General features: G+C 60.2%; 23 protein-coding genes and 1 pseudogene. 21 read left to right on the top strand and 3 right to left on the bottom strand.

Translation table 11 applies throughout. The features are described 5' to 3' along the window. Positions 1-85: 85 nt before the first annotated feature. On the bottom strand, positions 86-346 hold the full coding sequence (locus tag M1D87_RS25190) for a hypothetical protein (protein WP_123083966.1): 261 nt from the start codon (positions 344-346) through the stop codon (positions 86-88). A gap of 41 nt (positions 347-387) precedes the next feature. On the opposite strand from M1D87_RS25190, the gene M1D87_RS25185 reads away from it, so the two are divergent. The 7 genes from M1D87_RS25185 to M1D87_RS25155 all read left to right on the top strand — a co-directional run bounded on the left by M1D87_RS25185 (position 388) and on the right by M1D87_RS25155 (position 8696). Next, positions 388-1746, top strand: a complete 1359-nt coding sequence (locus tag M1D87_RS25185) for a glutamine synthetase family protein (protein WP_013974708.1) — start codon at positions 388-390, stop codon at positions 1744-1746. Positions 1747-1792: 46 nt separating this feature from the next. Beyond that, on the top strand, positions 1793-3154 hold the full coding sequence (locus M1D87_RS25180) for an aspartate aminotransferase family protein (protein WP_061550275.1): 1362 nt from the start codon (positions 1793-1795) through the stop codon (positions 3152-3154). A gap of 170 nt (positions 3155-3324) precedes the next feature. Then, the gene (locus tag M1D87_RS25175; RefSeq protein WP_123083965.1) at positions 3325-4422 is read left to right on the top strand and encodes a polyamine ABC transporter substrate-binding protein; all 1098 of its coding nucleotides are present in this window, start codon (positions 3325-3327) and stop codon (positions 4420-4422) included. 158 nt (positions 4423-4580) lie between these two features. After that, positions 4581-5675, top strand: a complete 1095-nt coding sequence (locus tag M1D87_RS25170; RefSeq protein WP_015272218.1) for a polyamine ABC transporter substrate-binding protein — start codon at positions 4581-4583, stop codon at positions 5673-5675. A 71-nt stretch (positions 5676-5746) separates the two neighbouring features. Next, a complete protein-coding gene (gene potA / locus M1D87_RS25165) occupies positions 5747-6889 on the top strand; it encodes a polyamine ABC transporter ATP-binding protein (RefSeq protein ID WP_013974704.1) in 1143 nt (380 codons plus the stop codon). Next, the gene (locus tag M1D87_RS25160) at positions 6886-7806 is read left to right on the top strand and encodes an ABC transporter permease subunit (protein WP_015272217.1); all 921 of its coding nucleotides are present in this window, start codon (positions 6886-6888) and stop codon (positions 7804-7806) included. Before potA ends, M1D87_RS25160 begins: the two co-directional genes overlap by 4 nt. Next, positions 7803-8696: an ABC transporter permease subunit gene (locus M1D87_RS25155; RefSeq protein ID WP_003258560.1), complete on the top strand. Its 894-nt coding sequence runs from the start codon at positions 7803-7805 to the stop codon at positions 8694-8696. Before M1D87_RS25160 ends, M1D87_RS25155 begins: the two co-directional genes overlap by 4 nt. A 107-nt stretch (positions 8697-8803) precedes the next feature. Here M1D87_RS25155 and M1D87_RS25150 read toward each other — a convergent pair whose 3' ends face one another. Next, positions 8804-9259 carry an REP-associated tyrosine transposase gene (locus M1D87_RS25150; protein ID WP_123083964.1) on the bottom strand — a complete coding sequence of 152 codons (456 nt, stop codon included), beginning with the start codon at positions 9257-9259 and terminating at the stop codon, positions 8804-8806. Positions 9260-9786: 527 nt separating this feature from the next. Between M1D87_RS25150 and M1D87_RS25145 the strand changes: the two genes are divergently transcribed. Continuing rightward, positions 9787-10059, top strand: a complete 273-nt coding sequence (locus M1D87_RS25145; protein ID WP_123083963.1) for a DUF3077 domain-containing protein — start codon at positions 9787-9789, stop codon at positions 10057-10059. 188 nt (positions 10060-10247) lie between these two features. Here M1D87_RS25145 and M1D87_RS25140 read toward each other — a convergent pair whose 3' ends face one another. Then, positions 10248-11012, bottom strand: coding sequence for an RHS repeat-associated core domain-containing protein (locus M1D87_RS25140; protein WP_123083962.1), 765 nt, complete (start codon positions 11010-11012; stop codon positions 10248-10250). 214 nt (positions 11013-11226) lie between these two features. Between M1D87_RS25140 and M1D87_RS25135 the strand changes: the two genes are divergently transcribed. The 13 genes and pseudogenes from M1D87_RS25135 to M1D87_RS25075 all read left to right on the top strand — a co-directional run bounded on the left by M1D87_RS25135 (position 11227) and on the right by M1D87_RS25075 (position 24744). Then, positions 11227-12315: an efflux RND transporter periplasmic adaptor subunit gene (locus tag M1D87_RS25135; protein WP_123083961.1), complete on the top strand. Its 1089-nt coding sequence runs from the start codon at positions 11227-11229 to the stop codon at positions 12313-12315. After that, a complete protein-coding gene (locus M1D87_RS25130) occupies positions 12312-13379 on the top strand; it encodes an efflux RND transporter periplasmic adaptor subunit (protein WP_013974699.1) in 1068 nt (355 codons plus the stop codon). Before M1D87_RS25135 ends, M1D87_RS25130 begins: the two co-directional genes overlap by 4 nt. Next, a complete protein-coding gene (locus M1D87_RS25125; RefSeq protein ID WP_013974698.1) occupies positions 13376-16429 on the top strand; it encodes an efflux RND transporter permease subunit in 3054 nt (1017 codons plus the stop codon). Before M1D87_RS25130 ends, M1D87_RS25125 begins: the two co-directional genes overlap by 4 nt. Positions 16430-16677: 248 nt before the next feature. Next, positions 16678-16860 carry a sulfur starvation response protein OscA gene (gene oscA, locus M1D87_RS25120; RefSeq protein ID WP_003258557.1) on the top strand — a complete coding sequence of 61 codons (183 nt, stop codon included), beginning with the start codon at positions 16678-16680 and terminating at the stop codon, positions 16858-16860. 48 nt (positions 16861-16908) lie between these two features. Beyond that, a complete protein-coding gene (locus tag M1D87_RS25115) occupies positions 16909-17916 on the top strand; it encodes a sulfate ABC transporter substrate-binding protein (RefSeq protein ID WP_123083960.1) in 1008 nt (335 codons plus the stop codon). A 184-nt stretch (positions 17917-18100) separates the two neighbouring features. Next, positions 18101-18919 carry a sulfate ABC transporter permease subunit CysT gene (cysT, locus tag M1D87_RS25110; RefSeq protein WP_123085861.1) on the top strand — a complete coding sequence of 273 codons (819 nt, stop codon included), beginning with the start codon at positions 18101-18103 and terminating at the stop codon, positions 18917-18919. Between the two features lie 11 nt (positions 18920-18930). Next, positions 18931-19803 (top strand): sulfate ABC transporter permease subunit CysW, encoded by an 873-nt coding sequence (gene cysW, locus M1D87_RS25105; RefSeq protein ID WP_015272212.1) that lies wholly within the window; start codon positions 18931-18933, stop codon positions 19801-19803. Positions 19804-19806: 3 nt separating this feature from the next. Further along, positions 19807-20796 carry a sulfate/molybdate ABC transporter ATP-binding protein gene (locus M1D87_RS25100; protein WP_013974693.1) on the top strand — a complete coding sequence of 330 codons (990 nt, stop codon included), beginning with the start codon at positions 19807-19809 and terminating at the stop codon, positions 20794-20796. 387 nt (positions 20797-21183) lie between these two features. Beyond that, entirely contained in the window at positions 21184-21963 is a 780-nt protein-coding gene (locus M1D87_RS25095) for an RHS repeat-associated core domain-containing protein (protein ID WP_123085862.1), read from the top strand. Between the two features lie 111 nt (positions 21964-22074). Beyond that, positions 22075-22149, top strand: a pseudogene (locus M1D87_RS25090) (MotA/TolQ/ExbB proton channel family protein); the annotation flags it as partial. A 156-nt stretch (positions 22150-22305) separates the two neighbouring features. Then, positions 22306-22887, top strand: coding sequence for an alpha/beta hydrolase (locus M1D87_RS25085; RefSeq protein ID WP_123085863.1), 582 nt, complete (start codon positions 22306-22308; stop codon positions 22885-22887). Between the two features lie 64 nt (positions 22888-22951). Next, positions 22952-23782 carry a sigma 54-interacting transcriptional regulator gene (locus M1D87_RS25080; RefSeq protein ID WP_123085864.1) on the top strand — a complete coding sequence of 277 codons (831 nt, stop codon included), beginning with the start codon at positions 22952-22954 and terminating at the stop codon, positions 23780-23782. 176 nt (positions 23783-23958) lie between these two features. After that, a complete protein-coding gene (locus M1D87_RS25075; RefSeq protein WP_013974690.1) occupies positions 23959-24744 on the top strand; it encodes a MetQ/NlpA family ABC transporter substrate-binding protein in 786 nt (261 codons plus the stop codon). Positions 24745-24802 lie beyond the last annotated feature (58 nt).

The raw sequence follows: 24802 nt of genomic DNA, 5'->3' as shown, positions 1-24802 counted from the left end.
CGTGTTTTATTTTTTACGGAGGTGTTGTGTAAAAAAATGAACAAGGCTAAGCTCGGTCTCAACCCAGAACACAATAATACGAGGGTCACATGGTCCGCTTGCCGAGACCTGAAAGTACTGCCTGCGCAGTGCCATCGGGTACATCCGTCATTTTTGCAAGCTTCGTCAACGGCGTGGCCTCCCTGGCCGCAATAATTGACGTTTGGTGCTCCCGGACCTGCCCTCGCAGCGGCTTGCCGCCCTTCGTTTCGTCTTCCTGCCTTTCGAACTCATTACGGACACACTTGTTTTCAGTGTATCCACTGCGGCTCTGCGCGGGGGTTTTTGCTTTAGCAATGTACTCCATCCAGAATCAGTGCGCGGACCACCTTACCTCCTGAGGTATTTATGAGTAACAACCTCGACCAGCTCACCGATTGGTTGAAAGAGCACAAGATCACCGAAGTCGAATGCATGATCAGTGACCTGACCGGCATCACGCGCGGCAAGATTTCGCCTACCAACAAGTTCATCGCCGAAAAAGGCATGCGCCTGCCCGAGAGCGTGCTGCTGCAGACCGTGACCGGCGACTACGTCGACGACGACATCTATTACGAACTGCTGGACCCGGCGGACATCGACATGATCTGCCGCCCCGACGAGAACGCCGTGTTCCTGGTGCCATGGGCCATCGAGCCGACCGCCCAGGTGATCCATGACACCTACGACAAGAAGGGCAACCCGGTCGAACTGTCGCCGCGCAACGTGCTGAAGAAAGTCCTCAAGCTATACGCCGACAAGGGCTGGCAGCCGATCGTCGCGCCGGAGATGGAGTTCTACCTGACCAAGCGCAGCGAAGACCCGGACTTCCCGCTGCAGCCCCCGGTAGGCCGTTCGGGCCGCCCGGAAACCGGCCGCCAGTCGTTCTCGATCGAAGCCGCCAACGAATTCGACCCGCTGTTCGAAGACGTCTACGACTGGTGCGAACTGCAGCAGCTGGACCTCGACACGCTGATCCATGAAGACGGCACGGCGCAGATGGAGATCAACTTCCGTCATGGCAACGCCCTGCACCTGGCCGACCAGATCCTGGTGTTCAAGCGCACCATGCGCGAGGCCGCGCTCAAGCACAATGTGGCCGCCACCTTCATGGCCAAGCCCATGACCGGCGAGCCAGGCAGTGCCATGCACCTGCACCAGAGCGTGGTCGACGTGGCCACCGGCAAGAACATCTTCAGCAACGACGACGGCAGCATGAGCGAACTGTTCCTGCACCACATCGGTGGCCTGCAGAAGTTCATCCCCGAGGCGTTGCCGCTGTTCGCTCCCAACGTCAATTCGTTCCGTCGCTTCCTGCCCGACACCTCGGCGCCGGTGAACGTGGAGTGGGGCGAGGAAAATCGTACCGTCGGCCTGCGCGTGCCGGACGCCGGCCCGCAAAGCCGCCGGGTCGAGAACCGCCTGCCAGGCGCCGACGCCAACCCATACCTGGCCATCGCCGCCAGCCTGCTGTGTGGCTACATCGGCATGGTCGAAGGCATCGACGCCAGCGCGCCGGTGCAGGGCCGTGGCTACGAACGCCGCAACCTGCGCCTGCCACTGACCATCGAAGATGCCCTGGAACGCATGGAAAACAGCCGTGCACTGGTGCAGTACCTGGGCAAGAAGTTCATCACCGGCTACGTCGCCACCAAGCGCGCCGAGCACGAGAACTTCAAGCGAGTCATCAGTTCCTGGGAGCGTGAGTTCCTGCTGTTTGCTGTCTGATCAACTTGGTGCCGCAGGACGCGGCTGTCGAACAACGGAGAAGCACATGAGCGTCAACAACCCGCAAACCCGTGAATGGCAAACCCTGAGCGGGGAGCATCACCTCGCGCCCTTCAGCGACTACAAGCAGCTGAAGGAGAAGGGGCCGCGCATCATCACCAAGGCCCAGGGTGTGCATTTGTGGGATAGCGAGGGGCACAAGATCCTCGACGGCATGGCTGGCCTGTGGTGCGTGGCTGTGGGCTATGGCCGTGAAGAACTGGTGCAGGCGGCAGAAAAGCAGATGCGCGAGCTGCCGTACTACAACCTGTTCTTCCAGACTGCCCACCCGCCTGCGCTGGAACTGGCCAAGGCGATTTCCGACGTGGCGCCGCAAGGCATGACCCATGTGTTCTTCACCGGCTCCGGCTCCGAAGGCAACGACACCGTGCTGCGCATGGTCCGCCATTACTGGGCGCTGAAAGGCAAGCCACAGAAGCAGACCATCATCGGCCGCATCAACGGCTACCACGGCTCCACCGTGGCTGGTGCCAGCCTGGGTGGCATGAGCGGCATGCACGAGCAGGGCGGCCTGCCGATTCCTGGCATCGTGCATATCCCGCAGCCTTACTGGTTCGGCGAAGGCGGTGACATGACCCCGGACGAGTTCGGGGTGTGGGCGGCCGAGCAGCTGGAGCAGAAAATCCTCGAAGTCGGCGAAGACAACGTCGCCGCCTTTATCGCCGAGCCGATCCAGGGCGCCGGCGGCGTGATCATCCCGCCGGAAACCTACTGGCCGAAGGTGAAGGAGATCCTCGCCAAGTACGACATCCTGTTCGTCGCCGACGAAGTGATCTGCGGTTTCGGTCGTACCGGCGAGTGGTTCGGTTCCGACTACTACGACCTCAAGCCCGACCTGATGACCATCGCCAAGGGCCTGACTTCCGGTTACATCCCCATGGGCGGTGTGATCGTGCGTGACACCGTGGCCCAGGTACTCAGCGAAGGCGGCGACTTCAACCACGGCTTCACCTACTCCGGCCACCCGGTAGCGGCGGCGGTGGGCCTGGAAAACCTGCGCATCCTGCGCGACGAGAAAATCGTCGAGAAGGCGCGCACCGAAGCGGCACCTTATTTGCAAAAGCGTTTGCGTGAGCTGCAGGACCACCCTCTGGTGGGCGAGGTACGTGGCCTGGGCTTGCTCGGCGCGATCGAGCTGGTCAAGGACAAGGCCACCCGCAGCCGTTACGAAGGCAAGGGCGTGGGCATGATCTGCCGCACCTTCTGCTTCGAAAACGGCCTGATCATGCGTGCGGTGGGTGACACCATGATCATTGCGCCGCCGCTGGTGATCAGCCATGCAGAGATCGACGAACTGGTGGAAAAGGCACGCAAATGCCTGGACCTGACGCTCGAAGCGATTCGTTGACAGTTTGCTAGGCTAGCGATGTGACATTAAGTCGTTACAAGGCCCTGCTTTCCTTGATACAGAGCCTTGTAACTTGCCAGACTAGCGACTGTTTCAGTCGCCGCACGCTCTGCACCGTAGGTCCTGGCTGCTGAACAGATGGCTAAATAAAAAATTCTGGAGCATTACGCATGAATAAATTGGGCAAGACGTTGCTGGCCACCGCCCTGATGGGTGCCATGGCTACCGCTGTTCAGGCTGAAGACAAGGTGTTGAACGTCTACAACTGGTCGGACTACATCGCTCCGGACACTATCGCCAAGTTCGAGAAACAGTCGGGCATCAAGGTCAAGTACGACGTCTTCGACAGCAACGAAACCCTCGAAGCCAAGCTGCTGGCAGGCAAGTCGGGCTATGACATCGTCGTGCCTTCGAACAACTTCCTGGCCAAGCAGATCAAGGCTGGCGTGTACGAGGAACTGGACCGCTCCAAGCTGCCGAACTGGAAGAACCTCGACCCTGACCTGCTCAAGGCCGTTGGCGATGCCAGCGACAAGGACAACAAGCACGCCTTCCCGTACATGTGGGGCTCGATCGGCATCGGCTACAACCCGGAGAAGGTCAAGGCCGCGCTGGGCGTGGACAAGATCGACTCGTGGGACGTGGTGTTCAAGCCCGAGAACATCGCCAAGCTCAAGAGCTGCGGCGTGAGCTTCCTGGATGCCCCGACCGAAATGCTGCCGGCTGCGCTGCACTACCTGGGCCTGCCGACCAACAGCACCAAGAAGGAAGACCTGAAGGCCGCCGAGGACCTGTTCCTCAAGATCCGTCCTTCGATCACCTACTTCCATTCGTCCAAGTACATCGGCGACATGGCCAACGGCAACATCTGCGTAGCTGTCGGTTACTCGGGTGACCTGGAGCAGTCCAAGGCCCGTGCCCACGAAGCTGGCGACAAGGTCAAGGTGGACTACGTCATTCCGAAGGAAGGTGCCGGTACCTTCTACGACATGGTCGCCATCCCCAAGGATGCCGAGCATAAAGACGCTGCCTACCAGTTCATGAACTTCCTGATGCAGCCGGAAATCATGGCCGAGATCACCAACGCCGTGCGCTTCCCGAACGGCAACGCTGCCGCCACCCAGTTCGTGGACAAGGAAATCACCAGCGATCCGAGCATCTATCCGCCAGCTGAAGTGAAGAAGCAGCTGTACGCGATCGCTGCGCCTGAAGCTTCTGCCCAGCGTGTGATCACCCGCAGCTGGACCAAGATCAAGTCGGGCAAATAAGCCCGATGCGGTACCTCTGGGCCGGGGAATCCCGGCCCAGAGCCAGTGAAAGGCAATTGATGATTGCGGCATCGAAGCTGCGAAGGTAAGTTGCGCGCCGGTTTTGCGTGTGCGGCAGCATTGTCGCTACCCAGGCACTGATTGTGAGGACCACCCACTTGTCCATTTCTGTATTCCGCAAGGCCTTGATGGCTGGAGCGGGCCTGACGCTGGCATGCAGCGTCCAAGCGGCGCCTACGGTGCACTTCTACAACTGGTCCGACTACATCGGCCCGACCACACTCGCGGACTTCGAGAAAGCCACGGGCATCAAGCCCGTGCAAGATGTGTTCGATTCCAACGAAACCCTGGAAGGCAAGCTGCTGGCCGGCAATACCGGCTATGACGTGGTAGTGCCGTCCAACCATTTCCTCGGCAAGCAGATCAAGGCGGGCGCGTTCCAGAAGCTCGACAAGAACCTGCTGCCCAATTATTCCAACCTGGACCCGGCGCTGATGAAGCGCCTGGAAAGGAACGACCCGGGCAACCAGTACGCCGTGCCTTACCTGTGGGGCACCAACGGCATCGGTTACAACGTCGACAAGGTGAAGGCCGCGCTGGGCGTGGACACCATCGACTCCTGGGCGGTGCTGTTCGAGCCCGAGAACATGAAGAAGCTCGCCAAGTGCGGCGTGGCCTTCCTCGATTCGGCGGACGAAATGCTGCCGGCGGTGCTCAACTACATGGGGCTGGACCCCAACAGCACCAATGCCAAGGACTACCAGGCCGCCGAGAAGAAACTGCTGGCGGTACGCCCGTACGTGACCTACTTCCACTCGTCCAAGTACATCACCGACCTGGCCAACGGCGACATCTGCGTCGCGGCAGGTTTCTCGGGTGATGTGTTCCAGGCCAAGACCCGCGCCGAAGAAGCGAAGAAGGGCGTGAACCTGGCCTACGCCATTCCCAAGGAAGGCGGCAACCTCTGGTTCGACGTGCTGGCGATCCCCAAGGACGCCAAGAACGTCAAAGAGGCGCATGCCTTCATCAACTATTTGCTGAAGCCTGAGGTTATCGCCCAGGTCAGTGATTACGTCGGTTACGCCAACCCGAACCCCAAGGCTGGCGACCTGATGGACCAGGCCGTGAGGACTGACGCCGCGGTTTACCCACCGCAGGAAGTGCTGAACAAGATGTTCGTGAATTCAGAGTTGCCACCCAAGGTGCAACGGCTGATGACCCGTAGCTGGACCAAGGTCAAGTCGGGCAAGTAAAAATCCAGGCCCGTGGCGGCACCTGTAGAACAGGGCTCGCGGGCACAAAAATCTTGTTGGGAGTTTCACTCATGGCAGTTGCCTCCGGTGCCTATAAAAAAGCCCTCGAGGGTGGCCAGCAACCCAAGCAGGTGCTGGTCAAGATCGACCGGGTCACGAAAAAGTTCGACGAAACGGTAGCCGTGGACGATGTGTCCCTGGAAATCCGCAAGGGCGAGATCTTCGCTCTTCTGGGGGGCTCTGGTTCCGGCAAGTCCACCTTGCTGCGCATGCTGGCCGGCTTCGAACGCCCGACCGAAGGGCGGATCTTCCTCGATGGCGTCGACATCACCGACATGCCGCCCTACGAGCGGCCGATCAACATGATGTTCCAGTCCTACGCGCTGTTCCCGCACATGACCGTGGCGCAGAACATCGCCTTCGGCCTGCAGCAGGACAAGATGCCCAAGGCCGAGATCGACGCCCGCGTGGCCGAGATGCTCAAGCTGGTGCACATGACCCAGTACGCCAAGCGCAAGCCGCACCAGCTGTCCGGCGGCCAGCGCCAGCGCGTGGCCCTGGCCCGCTCGCTGGCTAAGCGCCCCAAGCTGCTGCTGCTCGACGAGCCGATGGGTGCACTGGACAAGAAACTGCGTTCGCAGATGCAGCTGGAACTGGTGGAGATCATCGAGCGCGTTGGCGTGACCTGCGTGATGGTGACCCACGATCAGGAAGAGGCCATGACCATGGCCCAGCGCATCGCCATCATGCACCTGGGCTGGATCGCTCAGATCGGCTCGCCGGTGGACATCTACGAGACGCCTACCAGCCGCCTGGTGTGCGAATTCATCGGCAACGTGAACCTGTTCGAAGGTGAAGTGGTCGACGACGCCGAAGGCCACGCGATCATTGCCAGCCCGGAGCTGGAGCGCAAGATCTATGTCGGCCATGGCATCACCACGTCGGTGGAAGACAAGCACATCACCTACGCCCTGCGCCCGGAAAAGATGCTGGTCACCACCCAGCAACCGACCTGCGAGCACAACTGGTCGCGCGGCAAGGTTCACGACATTGCCTACCTGGGTGGCCACTCGGTGTTCTACGTCGAGTTGCCGAGCGGCAAGGTTGTCCAGTCGTTCGTCGCCAACGCCGAGCGCCAGGGCACGCGCCCGACCTGGGGCGATGAAGTGTACGTGTGGTGGGAAGACGACAGCGGCGTGGTACTGCGGTCATGAAACTGCGCAAGCTCAAGCGAGCCTTCCAGCGTATTACCCCGGAAGGGCGGCACCTGGTGATCGGCGTGCCGTTCATCTGGCTGTTCCTGTTCTTCATGCTGCCGTTCTTCATCGTGCTGAAGATCAGCTTCGCCGAAGCCGACGTGGCGATCCCGCCGTATACCGAGATCTACAGCTACGTCGAAGACAAGGTCCAGCTGGTGCTCAACCTGGCCAACTATGGCCTGTTGACCGAGGATGAGCTGTATATCTCGGCCTACCTGGGCTCGCTGAAGATGGCCTTCTTCAGCACCCTGCTGTGCCTGCTGATCGGCTACCCGATGGCCTATGCCATTGCCAACGCCAAGAAGGAGACCCAGACGGTCCTGCTGTTGCTGATCATGATGCCGACCTGGACCGCGATCCTGATCCGCGTCTATGCCTGGATGGGCATTCTCAGCAACAACGGCCTGCTCAACGGCTTCCTGCTGTGGACCGGGTTGATCGACCAGCCGCTGCAAATCCTCAACACCAACCTGGCGGTGTACATCGGCGTGGTCTATTCGTACCTGCCGTTCATGATCCTGCCGCTGTTCGCCAACTTGGTGAAGCACGATCCGAGCCTGCTCGAGGCCGCTTCGGACCTGGGTTCGAGCACCTTCAACAGCTTCTGGAAGATCACCGTGCCGCTGTCGAAGAACGGCATCATCGCCGGCTGCATGCTGGTGTTCATCCCGGTGGTGGGCGAGTTCGTGATTCCTGAACTGCTTGGCGGCCCGGAAACCCTGATGATCGGCAAGGTGCTGTGGCAAGAGTTCTTCAACAACCGTGACTGGCCGGTGGCCTCTGCGCTGGCGGTAGTGATGCTGGCGATCCTGATCGTGCCGATCCTGCTGTTCAACCGCAGCCAGGCCAAAGAAATGGAGGGCAGGGCATGAAGCGCTTCAGTTTCTCCAAGCTGATGCTGGTGCTCGGCTTGCTGTTCATCTACCTGCCGATGCTGATCCTGGTGATCTACTCGTTCAACGCCTCCAAGCTGGTGACGGTGTGGGGTGGCTGGTCGGTGAAGTGGTACGTCGGCCTGCTCGACAACACCCAGTTGATGGGTTCGGTGATGCGTTCGCTGGAAATCGCCTGCTACACGGCGGTGGCGGCGGTGGCGCTGGGTACCTTGGCGGCGTTCGTGCTGACCCGGGTTACCCGCTTCAAGGGCCGCACGCTGTTCGGTGGCCTGGTCACTGCGCCGCTGGTAATGCCCGAGGTGATCACCGGCCTGTCGCTGTTGCTGCTGTTCGTGGCCATGGCGCAGATGATCGGCTGGCCGCAGGAGCGCGGCATCGTCACCATCTGGATCGCCCATACCACGTTCTGTGCCGCGTATGTGGCAGTGGTGGTGTCGGCACGCCTGCGGGAGCTGGACCTGTCGATCGAGGAAGCGGCGATGGACCTGGGTGCCAAGCCGTGGAAGGTGTTCTTCCTGATCACCATCCCGATGATCGCGCCGTCGTTGGCGGCGGGCGGCATGATGTCGTTCGCCCTGTCGCTGGATGACCTGGTACTGGCCAGCTTCGTCTCCGGCCCTGGTTCGACCACCTTGCCGATGGAAGTGTTCTCGGCGGTGCGCCTGGGCGTGAAGCCGGAGATCAACGCCGTGGCAAGCCTGATCCTGCTGTCGGTGTCGCTGGTGACCTTCTTCGTCTGGTACTTCAGCCGCCAGGCCGAAGAGCGCCGTCGCAAGGCGATACAGCAGGCGATCGAAGAGGGCGCTGCGGCGAATGCTTCGCAGCCACAGGTCAAGCGCCCGGCGCAGGTGGCTGCGTCGGCCTGATCTGGCCTCTTCGCGGGTGAACCCGCTCCCACAGGGTCATGTGCAGTCTTCAAGACCTGCGCAGTACCTGTGGGAGCGGGTTCACCCGCGAATGCCCCAGCACACATTCAAAGCCAGACTGCGTCCCAGTGCGGATAGTCTCTGACACTTCTGACCAAGCCAGCCCGCAAGGGGTTGGCGACAATGTATCTGGCAACATGCACCATGCTCTCCTCCCGCCGCAGTGCCCGGTCCTGATACCCAGGCTGCCATACCGGATCATGCTCAACCCCCGCCTGATGCAAAACCAGACTGGACCTGGACTTGAACCTGCGCATCAAGGTGCCCAACGTCGTACCTTTCAACTCGATTAGCCAATGCAGATGGTCCGGCATCAGCACCCAGGCCAATGATCGGCAGGCATGTTCCTGGTCTGATTGTCGCAGTTGGTGAATGACCAGCCGGGCATGGTGGAAATCATGGAACAGCGGCTTGCGCTGGTGGGTGACGGTGGTCAGCAGATAGAGCCGGCCAAGTTCTGAATAGCGACCACGGCGAAGCAGGTGAGACTGGGCTCGCGACATTGGCTTCTTCCTTGAAAACCAGGTGACTTTTCAAAGGTAGTGGCTGAGATGCAGGTGCTGTGTAGATCATGGTTTCTGGATATGGCAGAGATTTGTGGATGGCAGTACTGGCCCATTCGCGGGTAAACCCGCTCCCACAGGGTCATGTGCAGCCTTCAGGACCTGCGCAATACCTGTGGGAGCGGGTTCACCCGCGAAGAGGCCCTGAAGGCGTACGACTTTTCATCAACTCAAACCAAAGGCTTCAGTTGGATCGGCTTGGGAATTATCCTACGAGCCGTGTGGAAGCTGCTCTGTTGCTGGGGAAATGCCCCAGGGATAACGTCGTCGAGTCGCCAATCAAGGCGTCCGGGTGTGAGAAACCCGCTCGATGTTGAACAGGCTTCCTGTCATGGCGGCCTTGCGTGGGCAGGCCTCGGCCTGGCCGGGTTCAATGTCCTCGGTTTTCTCACCCCGCGTACGGCTGCCACCCCTTATCCGTGAGAAAGATGAGCTGGCGGTTCCATAAACGACATTGGATTCCGACCATGACAACGCACGTTCCAAATCACCCACAAAACAGCAGCACCGTCGGTAAAGAAACCTGCATGGACCTTTTCCGCGTCCAGGCCAATATCCCCTTCAACCATGCCTTCTCCGAACTCTCCATAATGCTCGGGTGCATCAATCACCTGACGACCGAAGCCGAGATGGAAAATGACCGGCTGGCTGGTAGTGCCGCGAGAATTCTCAGTGGCTTTGCCAAAGCATTGATTGATGACATAGAGCTGGGGTTGAACAGGGCTTCAGTTCAACTCTGACCTGTACCGGCCTCTTCGCGGGCGCGCCCGCGAAGAGGCCCTCAAGGCGTACGACTTTTCATCAACTCAAACCAAAGGTTTCAGTTGAATCGGCTTGGGAATTATCCTGCGAGCCGTGTGGAAGCTGCTCCGTTGTGAAGTATTGGTTCGACCACCAATCAAATTGGCAGGTTATATTTAATTGCGTCTCACAGTTTGGCTTTAAGGATGTCGGTTAGTAATTCGTGTTCAGAAGCATTGGGCGTGGATTTTCGGATGCTTTTTAGAATGTTTCTTAGATGCCTGGCTTCGCGTGCGTTTTTAATGAAGCTCAGGGTCGTTTCCGAATCTGGAGGAAGATGCCGGACATTCTGGATTATAAACTGGTAGTGCTTGTTTGCAGCGCGAAGATAAGCTCTTAGCGCATTGCCGGTGGTGTCGGAAATTTCAGTGTATCCCTCAGGTTTCACATCGATGCTTTTTACGCGGGGGCGGCGTGGGTGCGGTAAATTAGGTGATGGATCATGAAGTTGCTCCCTGAATAGTTTCGTATGTGATAGCTTGTCTGGGCTGTCATCTGAGAGGAAATTTTTGGTGGTCGAGACTCCCCAGCGAAGCTTCTTTGCTACGTTGTTTCTAGATTTTAAGGTCCAGTTTTCATCGTATTTTATTACTTTCCGACGAGTGAGGAGTGGTGACTGGCCCGAGGGGTCAGAAAGGTTTATGGGGTCATTAAAACAATAACTGTATGAGTTGATGCCGCCGAGTGAAAAAGGACTCAGGCTATCGCTGGAGTGGAAACGGAAAATTCTGGGATTGTATGTTCGGATTCCAATTCCAAGAAAATATAGGCCCACAATGCTGTGTAGAAGCTCTCCGTGGAATTGTAGTAGCTCGGTATGCTTGCAGGATGGCTCTGAGTATCCATAGGGGTTGATATTATAGTTGTGGGTGGCGCTGTATGAATGCGTCATGTTTAAGCCCTCCTTTTGGTCTCATTTTTTTACTGCTCCGGCATTTGGGCAACTGGCATAAATATCAGGTCCCAGTTGAGTGCATTTGTGATACGCGCGTTTTTACCTGTTGGGAATGGTCCATAACACGTTCAGGTCAGTGACGTTTATCGAACCCTGATCTACGCTGACAGTCGCATCCCACGAATCATTTGCGCGCAAGCAAGGAGCCTGCATGACGTTGATACGTCCGCTGTTGGTCGTCTGCCTGGGGCTTGTGTCCCTGCTGTCGGGCTGTAGTAAGGAAGAAACCACCGAAACACTGCCACGCGTAGGCGTGCAACAGGTATCACCCACCGATTTCGCTGCCAGGGTCACCCTGACTGGCGATGTGCAGGCGCGGGTGCAGACCGACCTGTCGTTCCGTGTGGGCGGCAAGATCATTTCGCGCAGCGTCGATGTCGGCGACCACGTAAAGGCCAACCAGGTGTTGGCGCGGCTGGACCCGAAAGACCTGCAGAACAATGTCGACTCGGCCAAGGCCGAGGTGTTCGCCGCGCAGGCGCGGGTCACCCAGGCCAGCGCTGCCTTCGTGCGCCAGCAAAAGCTGTTGCCCAAGGGCTATACAAGCCAGAGCGAATACGATTCCGCCGAAGCCGCGCTGCGTAGCAACCAGAGCGCACTCAAGGCCGCACAGGCGCAATTGGCCAATGCCAACGAACAACTGAGCTATACCGCGCTGGTCTCCGAGGCCGATGGCGTCATCACCGAGCGCCAGGCCGAGGTTGGCCAGGTGGTGCAGGCGACCATGCCGATCTTCAGCCTGGCCACCGATGGCGACCGTGATGCCGTGTTCAATGTCTACGAATCGCTGCTGGTGGCTCCGCCAAGCGACGCCGGCGTGATCGTCAGCCTGCTGGACGACCCCAAGGTCCAGGCCCGTGGCTTCGTGCGCGAAATCACCCCCACGGTGTCCGCGCAAAGCGGCACGGTACAGGTCAAGGTCGGGCTGAGGGATGTGCCGCCAGGGATGCAACTGGGTGCACCGGTGACGGCCACCACCAATGCCCAGGGCCGGCCAAGTATCGAGCTGCCATGGTCGGCACTGACCAAGGCCCTGCATGAGCCTGCCGTGTGGGTGGTGGGCGAGGGTGACAAGGTAGAGCTGCGCAAGGTCGAGGTCAGCCGTTACCTCACCGGCAGGATCGTGGTCACCAGTGGCCTGAAAGGCGGCGAGACCGTGGTGGTCAATGGCGGGCAGTTGCTGCACCCCGGCATGCAGGTGCTGAAGATCGATGCCAAGGCCAAAGGGGGTGAGCTATGAAGCGCCTGCTGCTGATGCTGTCGGCCGGCGTGCTGTTGGCCGGCTGCAGTAGCGAGGATGAAGTGCCGGAGCCGATTCGGCCGGTGTTGTCGGTCAAGGTCGAACCCCAGGTGCAGTCGCAGCTGGGCCGCTTCGCCGGCAGTATCCAGGCCCGTTTCGAAAGCACCTTGGGCTTCCGGGTTTCCGGGCGTATTGCCCGGCGCTGGCTGGATGTGGGCGCCCAGGTGAAACCGGGTGACACCTTGGCCACCCTCGACCCGACCGACCAGCAGAACCAGTTGCGCGCCGCCGAAGGCGACCTGGCCAAGGTGCAGGCGCAGTGGATCAACGCCCAGGCCGATGCCCGCCGGCAGCAACAGCTATATGACCGTGGCGTAGGCGCCCAGGCCCAGCTGGATATCGCCCAGACCAACCTGAAAACCACCAGCGCGGCGTTGGAGCAGGCGCGCTCTGCGCTCAGCCAGGCGCGTGACCAGCTCGACTACAGTACCTTGCGAACCGACCACGCCGCGGTAATCACTGCCTGGCAGGCCGAAGCCGGGCAAACCGTCACCGCCGGCCAGGCCGTGGTAACCCTGGCCAGGCCGGATGTGAAGGAAGCGGTGATCGACCTGCCGATCGGCCTGGCCGAGCAGTTGAGCAAAGGCCTGACCTTCACCGTTGCTTCGCAGCTGGACCCGACCATCAACACCACCGCCAGCTTGCGGGAACTGGAACCCCAGGCCGACGCCACCACGCGCACCCGCCGCGCGCGCCTGACCCTGGCGAGCACCCCGGCGGCCTTCCACCTGGGCACCGCCATCAGCGTGACCCTGAGTTCGGAGGTGTCGCCGCGCAGCGAACTGCCCTTGAGTGCCTTGCTCGAGCGCGACGGCAAGACCCAGGTATGGGTGATCGATACGCAGCAGAAGACCGTGGCCACCCGTGATGTGGCCCTGATCGGTCGAACCGCCGACAGCATCGTCCTGACCTCGGGCGTACAGCCCGGCGAGCGGGTGGTGACTGCGGGCGTGAACAGCCTCAAGCCTGGCCAGAAGGTCACCTTCGACGAGGATGCGCAATGAAAGGAAGCTTCAACCTGTCCGACTGGGCACTCAAGCATCAATCGTTCGTCTGGTACCTGATGTTCGTCGGCCTGCTGATGGGGATCTTTTCCTACTTCAACCTGGGCCGTGAGGAAGACCCGTCGTTCACCATCAAGACCATGGTCATCCAGACCCGCTGGCCCGGCGCGACCCAGGACGAAACCCTGTACCAGGTCACCGACCGTATCGAGAAGAAGCTCGAGGAACTCGACTCCCTCGACTACACCAAAAGCTACACCCGCCCCGGCGAATCCACGGTCTACGTGTACCTGCGCGACACCACCAAGGCCAAGGACATACCGGAAATCTGGTACCAGGTGCGCAAGAAGATCCAGGACATTCGCGGTGAGTTCCCTGCAGGCATCCAGGGGCCCGGGTTCAACGATGAATTCGGCGATGTGTTCGGTTCGATCTACGCCTTCACCGCCGACGGCCTGACCCTGCGCCAGTTGCGCGACTACGTGGAACAGGCGCGGGCCGAAGTGCGCGATGTGCCCAACATCGGCAAGATCGAGCTGATCGGCACCCAGGACGAAGTGCTTTACCTGAACTTCTCTACCCGCAAGCTGGCAGCCCTGGGCATCGATCAGCGCCAGGTCATGCAGGCCCTGCAATCGCAAAACGCCGTGACCCCTGCCGGTGTGATCGAGGCCGGGCCGGAACGTATCTCGGTGCGTACCTCCGGGCAGTTCACCTCGGAAAAGGACCTGGAAACCGTCAACCTGAAGATCAACGACCGCTTCTTCCGCCTGGCAGACATCGCCGATATCGAGCGCGGCTACGTCGACCCTCCTTCGCCGATGTTCCGCTACAACGGCCAGACGGCGCTGGGCCTGGCCATCGGCATGAAGGCCGGCGGCAATATCCAGGTGTTCGGCGCGGCGCTGAAAAAGCGCATGGACCAGGTGGTCGAAGACCTGCCGGTGGGCGTCGGGGTACACACTGTTTCCGACCAGGCCGTGGTGGTCAAGCAAGCGGTCGGCGGCTTCACCAGTGCGCTGTTCGAGGCGGTGGTGATCGTGCTGGCGGTGAGCTTCGTCAGCCTCGGCGTGCGTGCCGGGCTGGTGGTGGCCTGCTCGATCCCGCTGGTGCTGGCCATGGTGTTCGTGTTCATGGAATACAGCGGTATAACCATGCAGCGGATTTCGCTGGGGGCGCTGATCATCGCCCTGGGCCTGCTGGTGGATGATGCGATGATCACTGTGGAAGTGATGGTCACACGGCTGGAAATGGGCGAAAGCAAGGAGCAGGCGGCAACTTTTGCCTATACCTCCACAGCCTTCCCCATGCTCACCGGCACCCTGGTGACTGTGGCCGGCTTCGTGCCGATCGGCCTCAACGCCAGTTCAGCGGGTGAATACACCTACACGCTGTTTGCGGTAATTGCCGTGGCACTGATGGTGTCGTGGGTGGTGGCGGTATTCTTCGCTCCGGTGTTAGGCGTGCACATCCTCAGCAGTGCCAAGCTCAAGCACCATGAAGCCGAGCCGGGCCGTGTCGGCCGGGCCTTCGAGCATGGTTTGTTGTGGTGCATGCGCAACCGCTGGCTGACCATTATCGGCACCGTGGTGCTGTTCGCCCTGGCGATCTTCTGCGAACGCTTCGTGCAGAACCAGTTCTTCCCGTCCTCTGACCGCCCGGAAATCCTCGTCGACCTCAACCTGCCGCAGAACGCCTCGATCGAGGAGACGCGCAAGGTGGTCGACCGTTTCGAGGCGCGGATCAAGGACGACCCGGACCTGGTGCACTGGAGTACCTATATCGGCCAGGGCGCGATCCGCTTCTACCTGCCCCTCGACCAGCAGTTGCAGAACCCGTACTACGCGCAGCTGGTGATCGTCAGCAAGGGCTTCGAAGAACGCCAGGCCATGATGGAGCGCCTGCAGAAGATCCTGCATGAAGAATTCGTTGGCGTCGGCACCAACGTGCAATCGCTGGAAATGGGCCCACCGGTGGGCCGACCGATCCAGTATCGGGTAAGCGGTGCCAATATCGACGAGGTTCGCAAGCACGCCATCGAGCTGGCCACCTTGCTCGACCAGAACGAACACATCGGCGAGATGATCTACGACTGGAACGAGCCGGGTAAGGTGCTGCGCGTGGAAATCGCCCAGGACAAGGCGCGCCAGCTGGGCCTGTCGTCGGAGGACGTGGCCAATGTGATGAACAGCATCGTCAGCGGCGTGCAGATCACCCAGGTCAACGACAACATCTACCTGGTCGACGTGGTCGCCCGTGCCGAGGACAGCGAGCGTGGCTCGCCGGATACCCTGCAGAACCTGCAGATCCTGACACCCAACGGCACTTCGATCCCGCTGCTGGCGTTCGCCACCGTGCGCTACGAGCTGGAGCAGCCGCTGGTGTGGCGTCGCGACCGCAAGCCGACCATCACCATCAAGGCTTCGGTCAACGGCGACATCCAGCCCACCGACCTGGTGGCCCAGCTGAAGCCGAAGATCGACGAGTTCGCCAGCAAGTTGCCGGTGGGCTTCGAAGTGGCCACCGGCGGTACGGTGGAGGAGAGCGCCAAGGCGCAGGGGCCGATCCGCAAGGTCATCCCGCTGATGCTGTTCCTGATGGCGACGTTCCTGATGATCCAGCTGCACAGCGTGCAGAAGCTGTTCCTGGTGGTCAGCGTGGCGCCGCTGGGGTTGATTGGCGTGATCATTGCGCTGGTGCCCACAGGTACGCCCATGGGCTTCGTGGCGATTCTCGGCATTCTCGCGCTGGCGGGCATCATCATTCGTAACTCGGTGATCCTGGTGACCCAGATCGACGAGTTCGAAGCCCAGGGCTTGTCGCCGTGGGATGCGGTGGTGGAGGCAACCAACCACCGGCGCCGGCCGATTCTGCTGACCGCAGCAGCGGCGAGCCTGGGCATGATCCCGATTGCCCGCGAAGTGTTCTGGGGGCCGATGGCCTACGCCATGATTGGCGGGATCATCGTGGCGACCCTGCTGACGCTGCTGTTCCTGCCGGCCTTGTATGTGGCCTGGTACAAGATCCGCGAGCCACAGAAACACAACTGAAGCCCTGCACGGGCCCTGTGGGAGCGGGTTCACCCGCGAATGCGATGGTGGAACCACCGCCGCATTCGCGGGTGAACCCGCTCCCACAGGGTCTTCCGTCGCTTTCAAAATTGTATTTTGTTTTGGTTATATAAACATTCTCAAACAGTATTTTTAAGAATAACCCCGCCTCACTACTATTGCCCTCAAGCCAGGCACAAATCCCCTTCAAACCTCAGCCCGGCACCCTCACTCCAAGGAGAACGAGCATGAGTGCATCTCTGCGTAGCATCGACGGTCAGGACGAAGCCACCATTCTGCGTGAAATCCAGAGCGCTCTGCGCGACCTGCGATTCGGTGCGGTGGAGATAACCGTGCACAACGCTCAGGTCGTACAGATCGAGCGCAAGGAGAAGTTCCGCCTGCAGCAGCCCGGCAACAAGACCGGCTGATCGCGCCACACATTCAAAACTAGAAAAATGCCAATCGGGAGCTTCACCATGTCCATCCGCCGTTATGCGCTTGCCGCCCTGGCCAGTGCTGTTTTTGCCGGTTCCGCCATCGCCAAGGACTACGAACTGCTGAACGTGTCCTACGACCCGACCCGCGAGCTGTACCAGCAGTACAACGCCGAGTTCATCAAGCACTGGCAGCAGGCCCACCCGGGCGACAAGGTGAAGATCCAGCAATCCCACGGCGGTTCGGGCAAGCAGGCCCGTGCGGTGATCGACGGCCTGCGTGCCGACGTGGTGACCCTGGCCTTGGCCGGCGACATCGATGAAGTCGCCAAGCTCGGCAAGACCCTGCCAGACAACTGGCAGACCCGCCTGCCGGATGCCAGCACCCCGTACACCTCGACCATCGTGTTCCTGGTGCGCAAGGGCAACCCGAAAGGCATCAAGGACTGGGGCGACCTGATCAAGAAGGACGTGTCGGTCATCACCCCCAACCCGAAAACCTCCGGCGGCGCCCGTTGGAACTTCCTGGCGGCCTGGGCCTATGGCCTGAAGGCCGGCGGTAGCGAAGAAAAGGCCAAGGAGTACGTGGAGGAGCTGTTCAAGCACGTCCCGGTGCTGGATACCGGCGCCCGTGGCTCGACCATCACCTTCGTCAATAACGGCCAGGGCGATGTGCTGTTGGCCTGGGAAAACGAAGCCTTCCTGGCGCTGAAGGAAGACGGAGGTGCCGACAAGTTCGAGATCGTCGTGCCGTCGTTGTCGATCCTCGCCGAACCGCCAGTGGCGGTGGTGGACAAGAACGCCGAGAAGAAGGGCAATACCGAGATTGCCACCGAATACCTCAAGCACCTGTACAGCCCGGCCGGGCAGAAGATCGCAGCCGAGAACTTCTACCGCCCGCGTGACGAGAAGGTCGCTGCCGAGTTCGGCAAGCAGTTCCCGAAACTGGACCTGGTGACCATCGACAAGGACTTTGGTGGCTGGAAGACTGCACAACCTAAATTCTTCAATGATGGCGGTGTGTTCGACCAGATCTATCAGGCACAGTAAGGGCCAAGGAAAAGCGGGGCCGCCATGCGGCCCATCGCGACACAAGGCCGCTCCTACAGAGGTACGCGCACCCCTGTAGGAGCGGCCTTGCGTCGCGATGGGCTGCAAAGCAGCCCCAGGATTTCAGAAGCTAGCACCAGCCCGGGATCGTTCCCGGGCCAAGTGCGTTCAACCAGGGATATTTATGTCACGTCGCATTTCCCCCGTCATACCCGGCTTCGGGCTGACGCTGGGCTACACCTTGGTGTACCTCAGCCTGATAGTGCTGATACCGCTGGCCGCCATGTTCGTGCATGCCGCGCAGCTTACCTGCGAGCAGTTCTGGAACATCATCAGTGCACCGCGGGTGATCGCCGCGCTCAAGCTGAGTTTCGGCACCGCCCTGTTCGCCGCCATCATCAATGGTGTGATCGGTACCCTGCTGGCCTGGGTGCTGGTGCGCTACACCTTCCCTGGGCGCAAGATCATCGATGCAATGATCGACCTGCCGTTCGCCCTGCCCACCGCCGTGGCCGGTATTGCCCTGACCGCCCTGTACGCACCCTCGGGCTGGGTCGGCCAGTTCGCCACCGATCTGGGCTTCAAGATCGCCTACACCCCACTGGGCATCACCCTGGCGCTGACCTTCGTCACCCTGCCGTTCGTGGTGCGTACGGTGCAGCCGGTGCTGGCCGACATTCCGCGTGAAGTGGAGGAGGCCGCTGCCTGCCTGGGCGCCAAGCCGCTGCAGGTGTTCCGCCATGTGCTGGCGCCAGCGCTGCTGCCTGCCTGGCTGACAGGTTTTGCCCTGGCCTTCGCCCGCGGCGTGGGCGAGTATGGTTCGGTGATCTTCATTGCCGGCAACATGCCGATGAAAACCGAGATCCTGCCGCTGCTGATCATGGTCAAGCTCGACCAATACGACTACACCGGCGCGACCGCCATCGGCGTGCTGATGCTGGTGGTTTCCTTCATCCTGCTGCTGCTGATCAACCTGCTGCAGCGCCGCATCGAAACCCCTTGAAGGAGGCCGGCATGTCCAGTTCATCCCTGAATGCAACCGCCGCCGCCAACGCCGCCCGCCGGGGCAGCGCCACTTCGCGGCGTATCCTGATCGGCCTTGGCTGGCTGGTGTTCGCGCTGTTCCTGCTGCTGCCACTGGTGATCGTGGTGTCGCAGGCGCTGAAGAACGGCTTTGGCACCTTCTTCGAGGCGATCTTCGAGCCTGACGCATTGTCGGCGCTGAAGCTGACCCTGCTCGCCGTGGCCATTTCGGTGCCGCTGAACCTGGTGTTCGGTGTCAGCGCCGCCTGGTGCGTGAGCAAGTACACCTTCCGTGGCAAGAGTATCCTGGTCACCCTGATCGATCTGCCGTTCTCGGTGTCGCCGGTGATCGCGGGCCTGGTCTACGTGCTGATGTTCGGCGCGCAAGGCCTGTTCGGGCCATGGCTGCAGGACCACGATATCCAGATCGTGTTCGCCCTGCCGGGCATCGTCCTGGCCACCATCTTCGTCACCGTACCGTTCGTGGCCCGTGAGCTGATCCCGCTGATGCAGGAGCAGGGCACGCAGGAAGAGGAGGCGGCGCGCTTGCTCGGCGCCAATGGTTGGCAAATGTTCTGGCACGTGACCCTGCCAAACATCAAATGGGGCCTGATCTATGGGGTGGTGCTGTGCACCGCGCGGGCCATGGGCGAGTTTGGCGCGGTGTCGGTGGTGTCCGGCCACATTCGCGGCGTGACCAACACCTTGCCGCTGCACGTGGAGATCCTCTACAACGAGTACAACCATGTCGCGGCCTTCAGCGTGGCCAGCCTGTTGCTGATCCTGGCGCTCTTCATCCTGCTGCTCAAGCAGTGGAGCGAGAACCGTATTAACCGCCTGCGCCACAGCGCCGCGGAGGAATGATTCATGTCGATCGAAGTTCGTAACGTCAGCAAGCGCTTCAACAGCTTCCAGGCCCTGGACAACATCAACCTGGACATCAACAGCGGCGAATTGGTGGCCCTGCTCGGCCCGTCCGGCTGCGGCAAGACCACGTTGCTGCGCATCATCGCCGGCCTGGAAACCCCCGACCAGGGCAATATCGTGTTCCATGGCGAGGACGTGTCCGGCCATGACGTGCGCGACCGCAACGTCGGTTTCGTGTTCCAGCACTACGCGTTGTTCCGCCACATGAGTGTGTTCGACAACGTTGCCTTCGGCCTGCGCATGAAGCCCAAGGGCGAGCGCCCGAGCGAGAGCAAGATAGCCGAGAAGGTGCATGAACTGCTGAACATGGTGCAGCTGGACTGGCTGTCCGACCGCTACCCCGAGCAGTTGTCCGGTGGCCAGCGCCAGCGTATCGCCCTGGCCCGTGCGCTGGCGGTGGAGCCCAAGGTGCTGCTGCTGGACGAGCCTTTCGGTGCGCTGGATGCCAAGGTGCGCAAGGAGCTGCGCCGCTGGCTGGCGCGCCTGCACGAGGACATCAACCTGACGTCGGTATTCGTCACCCACGACCAGGAAGAAGCCATGGAGGTGGCTGACCGCATCGTGGTGATGAACAAGGGCGTGATCGAGCAGATCGGCTCGCCGGGCGAGGTGTACGAACACCCGGCCAACGATTTCGTCTACCACTTCCTTGGTGACTCCAACCGCCTGGCCCTGAGCGAAGGGCATCATGTGCTGTTCCGCCCGCACGAAGTGTCGCTGTCGCGGCACGAGACCGAAGGGCACCATGCGGCCGAGGTGCGCGACATCCGGCCGTTGGGCGCGACCACGCGGGTGACCTTGAAGGTGGAAGGGCAGAGCGAGCTGATCGAGGCCGAAGTGGTCAAGGACCATGACAGCCTGACCGGGTTGGCGCGGGGGGAGACATTGTTCTTCCGGCCGAAGGTTTGGCAGAAGGTGGCGGATATTTGATTCGCCTTTGACGATGAAAAAGCCCGGGGGGCGGTCCCGGGCTTTTTTTATGCCTGACAGAATGGCGGCGCTAACGCTCAGCAGAAACGTCTGTTTTTTATGAATAAACGATGCGTGCGCAAGATTTAGCGGTTGGTTAAGTAATCGGCTTCTCGCTGTGGATAACGGCGGAGGTCCTATATAGATGTCGATCTAGAAGCTCTTGATTCTTGGCCTAGTAAATTTGCTAGTTTTCAATCGCCGGGAATCGGCGGAGTATTGGGTTTTTGGGTGGGCCTGAGTCAAGGAATTGTCGAGTGCGCCTTTTCTGGGCTGTTGCCACGGTCATTGTTATTAAGTTCTCCTGAGGTTTAAATTCATCGCGTAGAAAATCATGGGGCTTGTAATATGTTTAATTCATACTCTCCTTATGGATATTTTTTCTCTGTGAGTGCTTTTGTGGGTGCATTGAATTTTAATGGTGAACACTTTGATGCACTAAGTGATCTATATTTTCTAGGGCTCGGATACAGGGTGTTCAGTCCAGCGTTGATGCGTTTCAATGGACCTGATGAGTTAAGTCCTTTCGATAGCGGTGGGTTGAATTGTTACTGTTATTGCTTAGGGGATCCTGTTAATCGTCAAGACCCTAACGGAAAAACTTCTTTCGCGACGCCGGCGTTGACCGCGATTGCGGCGCGTCGCTTTAAAAGTCTGCTCTTTGCCAAGATTAAAGGTCCCGTTGAATGGCGCCCATTACGGAACTGGAAGAAAGAATCGATTGTTCCAGAGGTTAGATATGCCAGAGAAAAAATTTCATCTGGTAAAGAGAGCGTGACGCATGTGGTGAATCAGAAGGGCTTGTCGGTGTTGGACCTTTCTGAGAAAAAGCATAAATTCATTCTAAGGCAGGATGAAAATTTTTTTATCAGTACCTTTTCCGAGTTTGATGATGCTCCTCTTTCTCACGCCAGTCTTGCGGAGCTTGGTCGACGTCAGTTAAGGTCGGCCTCTCCGGTTGTAGCTGCGGGATATATATATAGGGAAAATGGTCAAACTTATGTTGATAATCATTCGGGTCATTATCTTCCTAGTTACAGAAGCTCACAGGCGGCGGTGAATTACTTGAGGTCGATAAATGTACCAGCGATGAGTGTTCGTATGGTTGGTCAAATGATGCGTCGATGAGCGATGCCCCGCGCATTTTTTAGGCATGCAAGGTATGCAGGCCATCATCTAAGAAGTAAAGCTGCGGGGGGCGAGGGGTGTCATCATGAGCCTTCTGGCATACTCTCTCGAATCGGCCTGTTCGGCACCGTCTGGGGCATCATGGAAGCGCTCAAGGGCATCAGCGCGGCCGGCTCCGCCAGCCTTGGCAGTCTTTGGCCCCTTTTTTTCAACCCGAGGCTCCCACAGGGATCGCGTCAGTGGTAGGTTTTGGTTATTAATAAATAGCTTCTTATTCCTTTACTGATATATGTCCGCCCCTATACTTGTCTCCAAGCACGCAAACTCACTGGAGGCGTCCCCATGCGCAATGAGTCGATTCGTTACCTGATTGTGCCGGGCTGGCAAGGATCGCCAGACAACCATTGGCAAAGTCACTGGCAGCGCACCTTGCCCAACAGTGCCCGGGTCGAGCAGCACGATTGGCTGACTCCGCAACGCCAGGACTGGGTGCAGGCACTGGAGCAGGCGATTGCCGCCGAGCGCTCGCCGGTGATTCTGATTGCCCATAGCCTGGGCTGCATAACCGTCGCTCATTGGGCCGCGCAGGCCAGCCCGGCCCTGCTGCGGCGGGTACGTGGCGCGCTGCTGGTGGCACCCGCTGACGTAGAGCGGCCAACCTGCGCGCCGGCTCTGCGCAACTTCGCGCCGATCCCGACCGAAGCACTGCCATTCCCCAGCCATGTGGTCAGCTCGGACAACGACCCGGCCGTGAGCGTGCCAAGGGCGTTGTATCTGGCCCAGGTCTGGGGCGCCGAAGCAGGGCTGCTGACCAACGCCGGGCACATCAACGTCAAGTCCGGCCATGAGCGCTGGGAACAAGGTTTCGCCTACTTGTATCGCTTGCAGAGCCGGGTCGAGCAGCGCGCACTGCGCCGCGCCTGATCGCCCTTACTGTTTACCGTTTGCCTGACGCCCGGCCATTGAAGGTCTGGGGCGGGAGTTCGTCATGACTTTTCAAAACCCTTTTGGCCAGCCGTTTCTGACCTTCCCTGAACTGGACAAGAGCCCGCTGAGCATCCGCGCCAAGGCGCTGGTGTTCATCGACCCACGTTCGCAGCAGCTGCGCGAGGAGCTCGAGCACCTGGCGCCACAACCCTTGCCAGTGCTGATCCGTGGCGAAACCGGTACCGGCAAGGAACTGCTGGCTCGGCAGATCCACCGTGCCAGTGACCGCAGCGGGTTGTTCGTGTCGGTCAACTGCGCTGCCATCAGCCCCACTTACGCCGATGCCGAGCTGTTCGGCTACAGTGCCGGCAGCCAAGGCGGCACAGCCAGCAGCCGTGCCGGCTGGTTCGGCTCGGCCAACGGCGGCACGTTGTACCTGGACGAGATCGCCGACTTGCCGCTGGCCATCCAGGGCAAGCTGCTGGCCGCCCTGGAAAACCGCGAGGTTACCCGGGTGGGCGCGCAGCAGCCGCAACCGGTGGACGTGCGCCTGGTAGCCGCCACCAGTATCGACCTGGCGCGGGTGGTGCGCGCGGGGCGTTTCAACGAGCGCCTGTACCAGTACCTGCGCGAGGGCACGCTGGAGCTGCCGCCACTGCGCGAGCGGCCGGGCGATATCCTGCCGTTGGCCGAGTACTTCGTGGGCATCTACAGCGTGCGCCTGCAGCGGCCTGTGCCGCTGGTTAGCGAGGCGGCACAGCAGGCGCTGGAGGAACACCCCTGGCCCGGCAACACCCGTGAACTGGAGAATGTCATCCACTTTGCCTTGCTGCTGAATGATGGCGAGGAGATCCTGGCAGAGGACCTGGACCTGCCCGACCCTGCGCGCTAGGAACTGCTCAAAAGCAAAATGGCTGATAGCATTTTGTTTTTGGAATAAGCAGCTAAATAAAAGATATTTTTACGGAATAAAAAAATCTGGGTATTGTCCGCCTCACGCCCGCTGGTGAACCGGTTGGGCACCCGATTCGCCATCGTCGATGGCCCAGAACCAGAACAAGGATCACCATGAAGAAGACCCTGCTGACCACTGCCCTGGCCGCTGCCCTGTCGTTTGCCGGCCTGGCTACCGCCGCCGAGAAACTGGTTGTCGCCGCCACCCCGGTACCGCACGCCGAAATCCTCGAGCTGATCAAGCCGACCCTGGCCAAGGAAGGTGTGGACCTGCAGATCAAGGTTTTCACCGACTACGTGCAGCCGAACGTGCAGGTTGACCAGAAGCGCCTGGACGCCAACTACTTCCAGACCCTGCCTTATCTGCAGAACTTCAACGAAGGCAAGGGCACCCACCTGGAAACCGTGATCGGCGTGCATGTCGAACCCTTTGGTGGTTACTCGAAGAAGGTCAAGAGCCTGAGCGAACTGAAAGAAGGCGCTACCGTTGCCATCCCTAACGAGGGCAGCAACAGCGGCCGCGCCCTGCTACTGCTGCAGAAGGCTGGCCTGATCACCCTGAAGGATCCGAAGAACGCCCTGGCCACCCCCAAGGACATTGCCGAGAACCCGAAGAAGCTGAAGTTCCGCGAGCTTGAGTCGGCCATGCTGCCGCGCGTGCTGGACCAGGTCGACCTGGACATGATCAACACCAACTACGCCCTGGAAGCCGGCCTGAACCCGGCCAAGGACGCGCTGGTGATCGAAGGCAGCGACTCGCCATACGTGAACTTCCTGGTCGCCCGCCCGGACAACAAGGACAGCGAAGCCATCCAGAAACTGGCCAAGGCCCTGACCAGCCCGGAAGTGAAGGAGTTCATCGCCAAGAAGTACCAAGGTGCGGTGCTGCCGGCGTTCTGATGCGCTTGCATTACCTGGCATGACCCAACGCCGACACCCTTGTGTCGGCGTTTTTCAC

It is taken from the genome of Pseudomonas sp. SA233 (assembly GCF_054792385.1).
This window is presented reverse-complemented; position numbering and strand designations above follow the sequence as displayed.

Excerpts from the sequence above, each read along its gene's own strand:
- M1D87_RS25135 (WP_123083961.1), top strand. The coding sequence starts at position 11,227 with ATGACGTTGATACGTCCGCTGTTGGTCGTCTGCCTGGGGCTTGTGTCC.
- M1D87_RS25125 (WP_013974698.1), top strand. The coding sequence starts at position 13,376 with ATGAAAGGAAGCTTCAACCTGTCCGACTGGGCACTCAAGCATCAATCG.
- cysW (WP_015272212.1), top strand. The coding sequence starts at position 18,931 with ATGTCCAGTTCATCCCTGAATGCAACCGCCGCCGCCAACGCCGCCCGC.
- M1D87_RS25155 (WP_003258560.1), top strand. The coding sequence starts at position 7,803 with ATGAAGCGCTTCAGTTTCTCCAAGCTGATGCTGGTGCTCGGCTTGCTG.
- M1D87_RS25175 (WP_123083965.1), top strand. The coding sequence starts at position 3,325 with ATGAATAAATTGGGCAAGACGTTGCTGGCCACCGCCCTGATGGGTGCC.
- M1D87_RS25080 (WP_123085864.1), top strand. The coding sequence starts at position 22,952 with ATGACTTTTCAAAACCCTTTTGGCCAGCCGTTTCTGACCTTCCCTGAA.
- M1D87_RS25130 (WP_013974699.1), top strand. The coding sequence starts at position 12,312 with ATGAAGCGCCTGCTGCTGATGCTGTCGGCCGGCGTGCTGTTGGCCGGC.
- M1D87_RS25180 (WP_061550275.1), top strand. The coding sequence starts at position 1,793 with ATGAGCGTCAACAACCCGCAAACCCGTGAATGGCAAACCCTGAGCGGG.
- M1D87_RS25095 (WP_123085862.1), top strand. The coding sequence starts at position 21,184 with ATGTTTAATTCATACTCTCCTTATGGATATTTTTTCTCTGTGAGTGCT.
- M1D87_RS25185 (WP_013974708.1), top strand. The coding sequence starts at position 388 with ATGAGTAACAACCTCGACCAGCTCACCGATTGGTTGAAAGAGCACAAG.
- M1D87_RS25075 (WP_013974690.1), top strand. The coding sequence starts at position 23,959 with ATGAAGAAGACCCTGCTGACCACTGCCCTGGCCGCTGCCCTGTCGTTT.
- M1D87_RS25145 (WP_123083963.1), top strand. The coding sequence starts at position 9,787 with ATGACAACGCACGTTCCAAATCACCCACAAAACAGCAGCACCGTCGGT.
- M1D87_RS25100 (WP_013974693.1), top strand. The coding sequence starts at position 19,807 with ATGTCGATCGAAGTTCGTAACGTCAGCAAGCGCTTCAACAGCTTCCAG.
- M1D87_RS25115 (WP_123083960.1), top strand. The coding sequence starts at position 16,909 with ATGTCCATCCGCCGTTATGCGCTTGCCGCCCTGGCCAGTGCTGTTTTT.
- M1D87_RS25160 (WP_015272217.1), top strand. The coding sequence starts at position 6,886 with ATGAAACTGCGCAAGCTCAAGCGAGCCTTCCAGCGTATTACCCCGGAA.
- M1D87_RS25190 (WP_123083966.1), bottom strand. The coding sequence starts at position 346 with ATGGAGTACATTGCTAAAGCAAAAACCCCCGCGCAGAGCCGCAGTGGA.
- potA (WP_013974704.1), top strand. The coding sequence starts at position 5,747 with ATGGCAGTTGCCTCCGGTGCCTATAAAAAAGCCCTCGAGGGTGGCCAG.
- M1D87_RS25150 (WP_123083964.1), bottom strand. The coding sequence starts at position 9,259 with ATGTCGCGAGCCCAGTCTCACCTGCTTCGCCGTGGTCGCTATTCAGAA.
- M1D87_RS25085 (WP_123085863.1), top strand. The coding sequence starts at position 22,306 with ATGCGCAATGAGTCGATTCGTTACCTGATTGTGCCGGGCTGGCAAGGA.
- cysT (WP_123085861.1), top strand. The coding sequence starts at position 18,101 with ATGTCACGTCGCATTTCCCCCGTCATACCCGGCTTCGGGCTGACGCTG.
- M1D87_RS25140 (WP_123083962.1), bottom strand. The coding sequence starts at position 11,012 with ATGACGCATTCATACAGCGCCACCCACAACTATAATATCAACCCCTAT.
- oscA (WP_003258557.1), top strand. The coding sequence starts at position 16,678 with ATGAGTGCATCTCTGCGTAGCATCGACGGTCAGGACGAAGCCACCATT.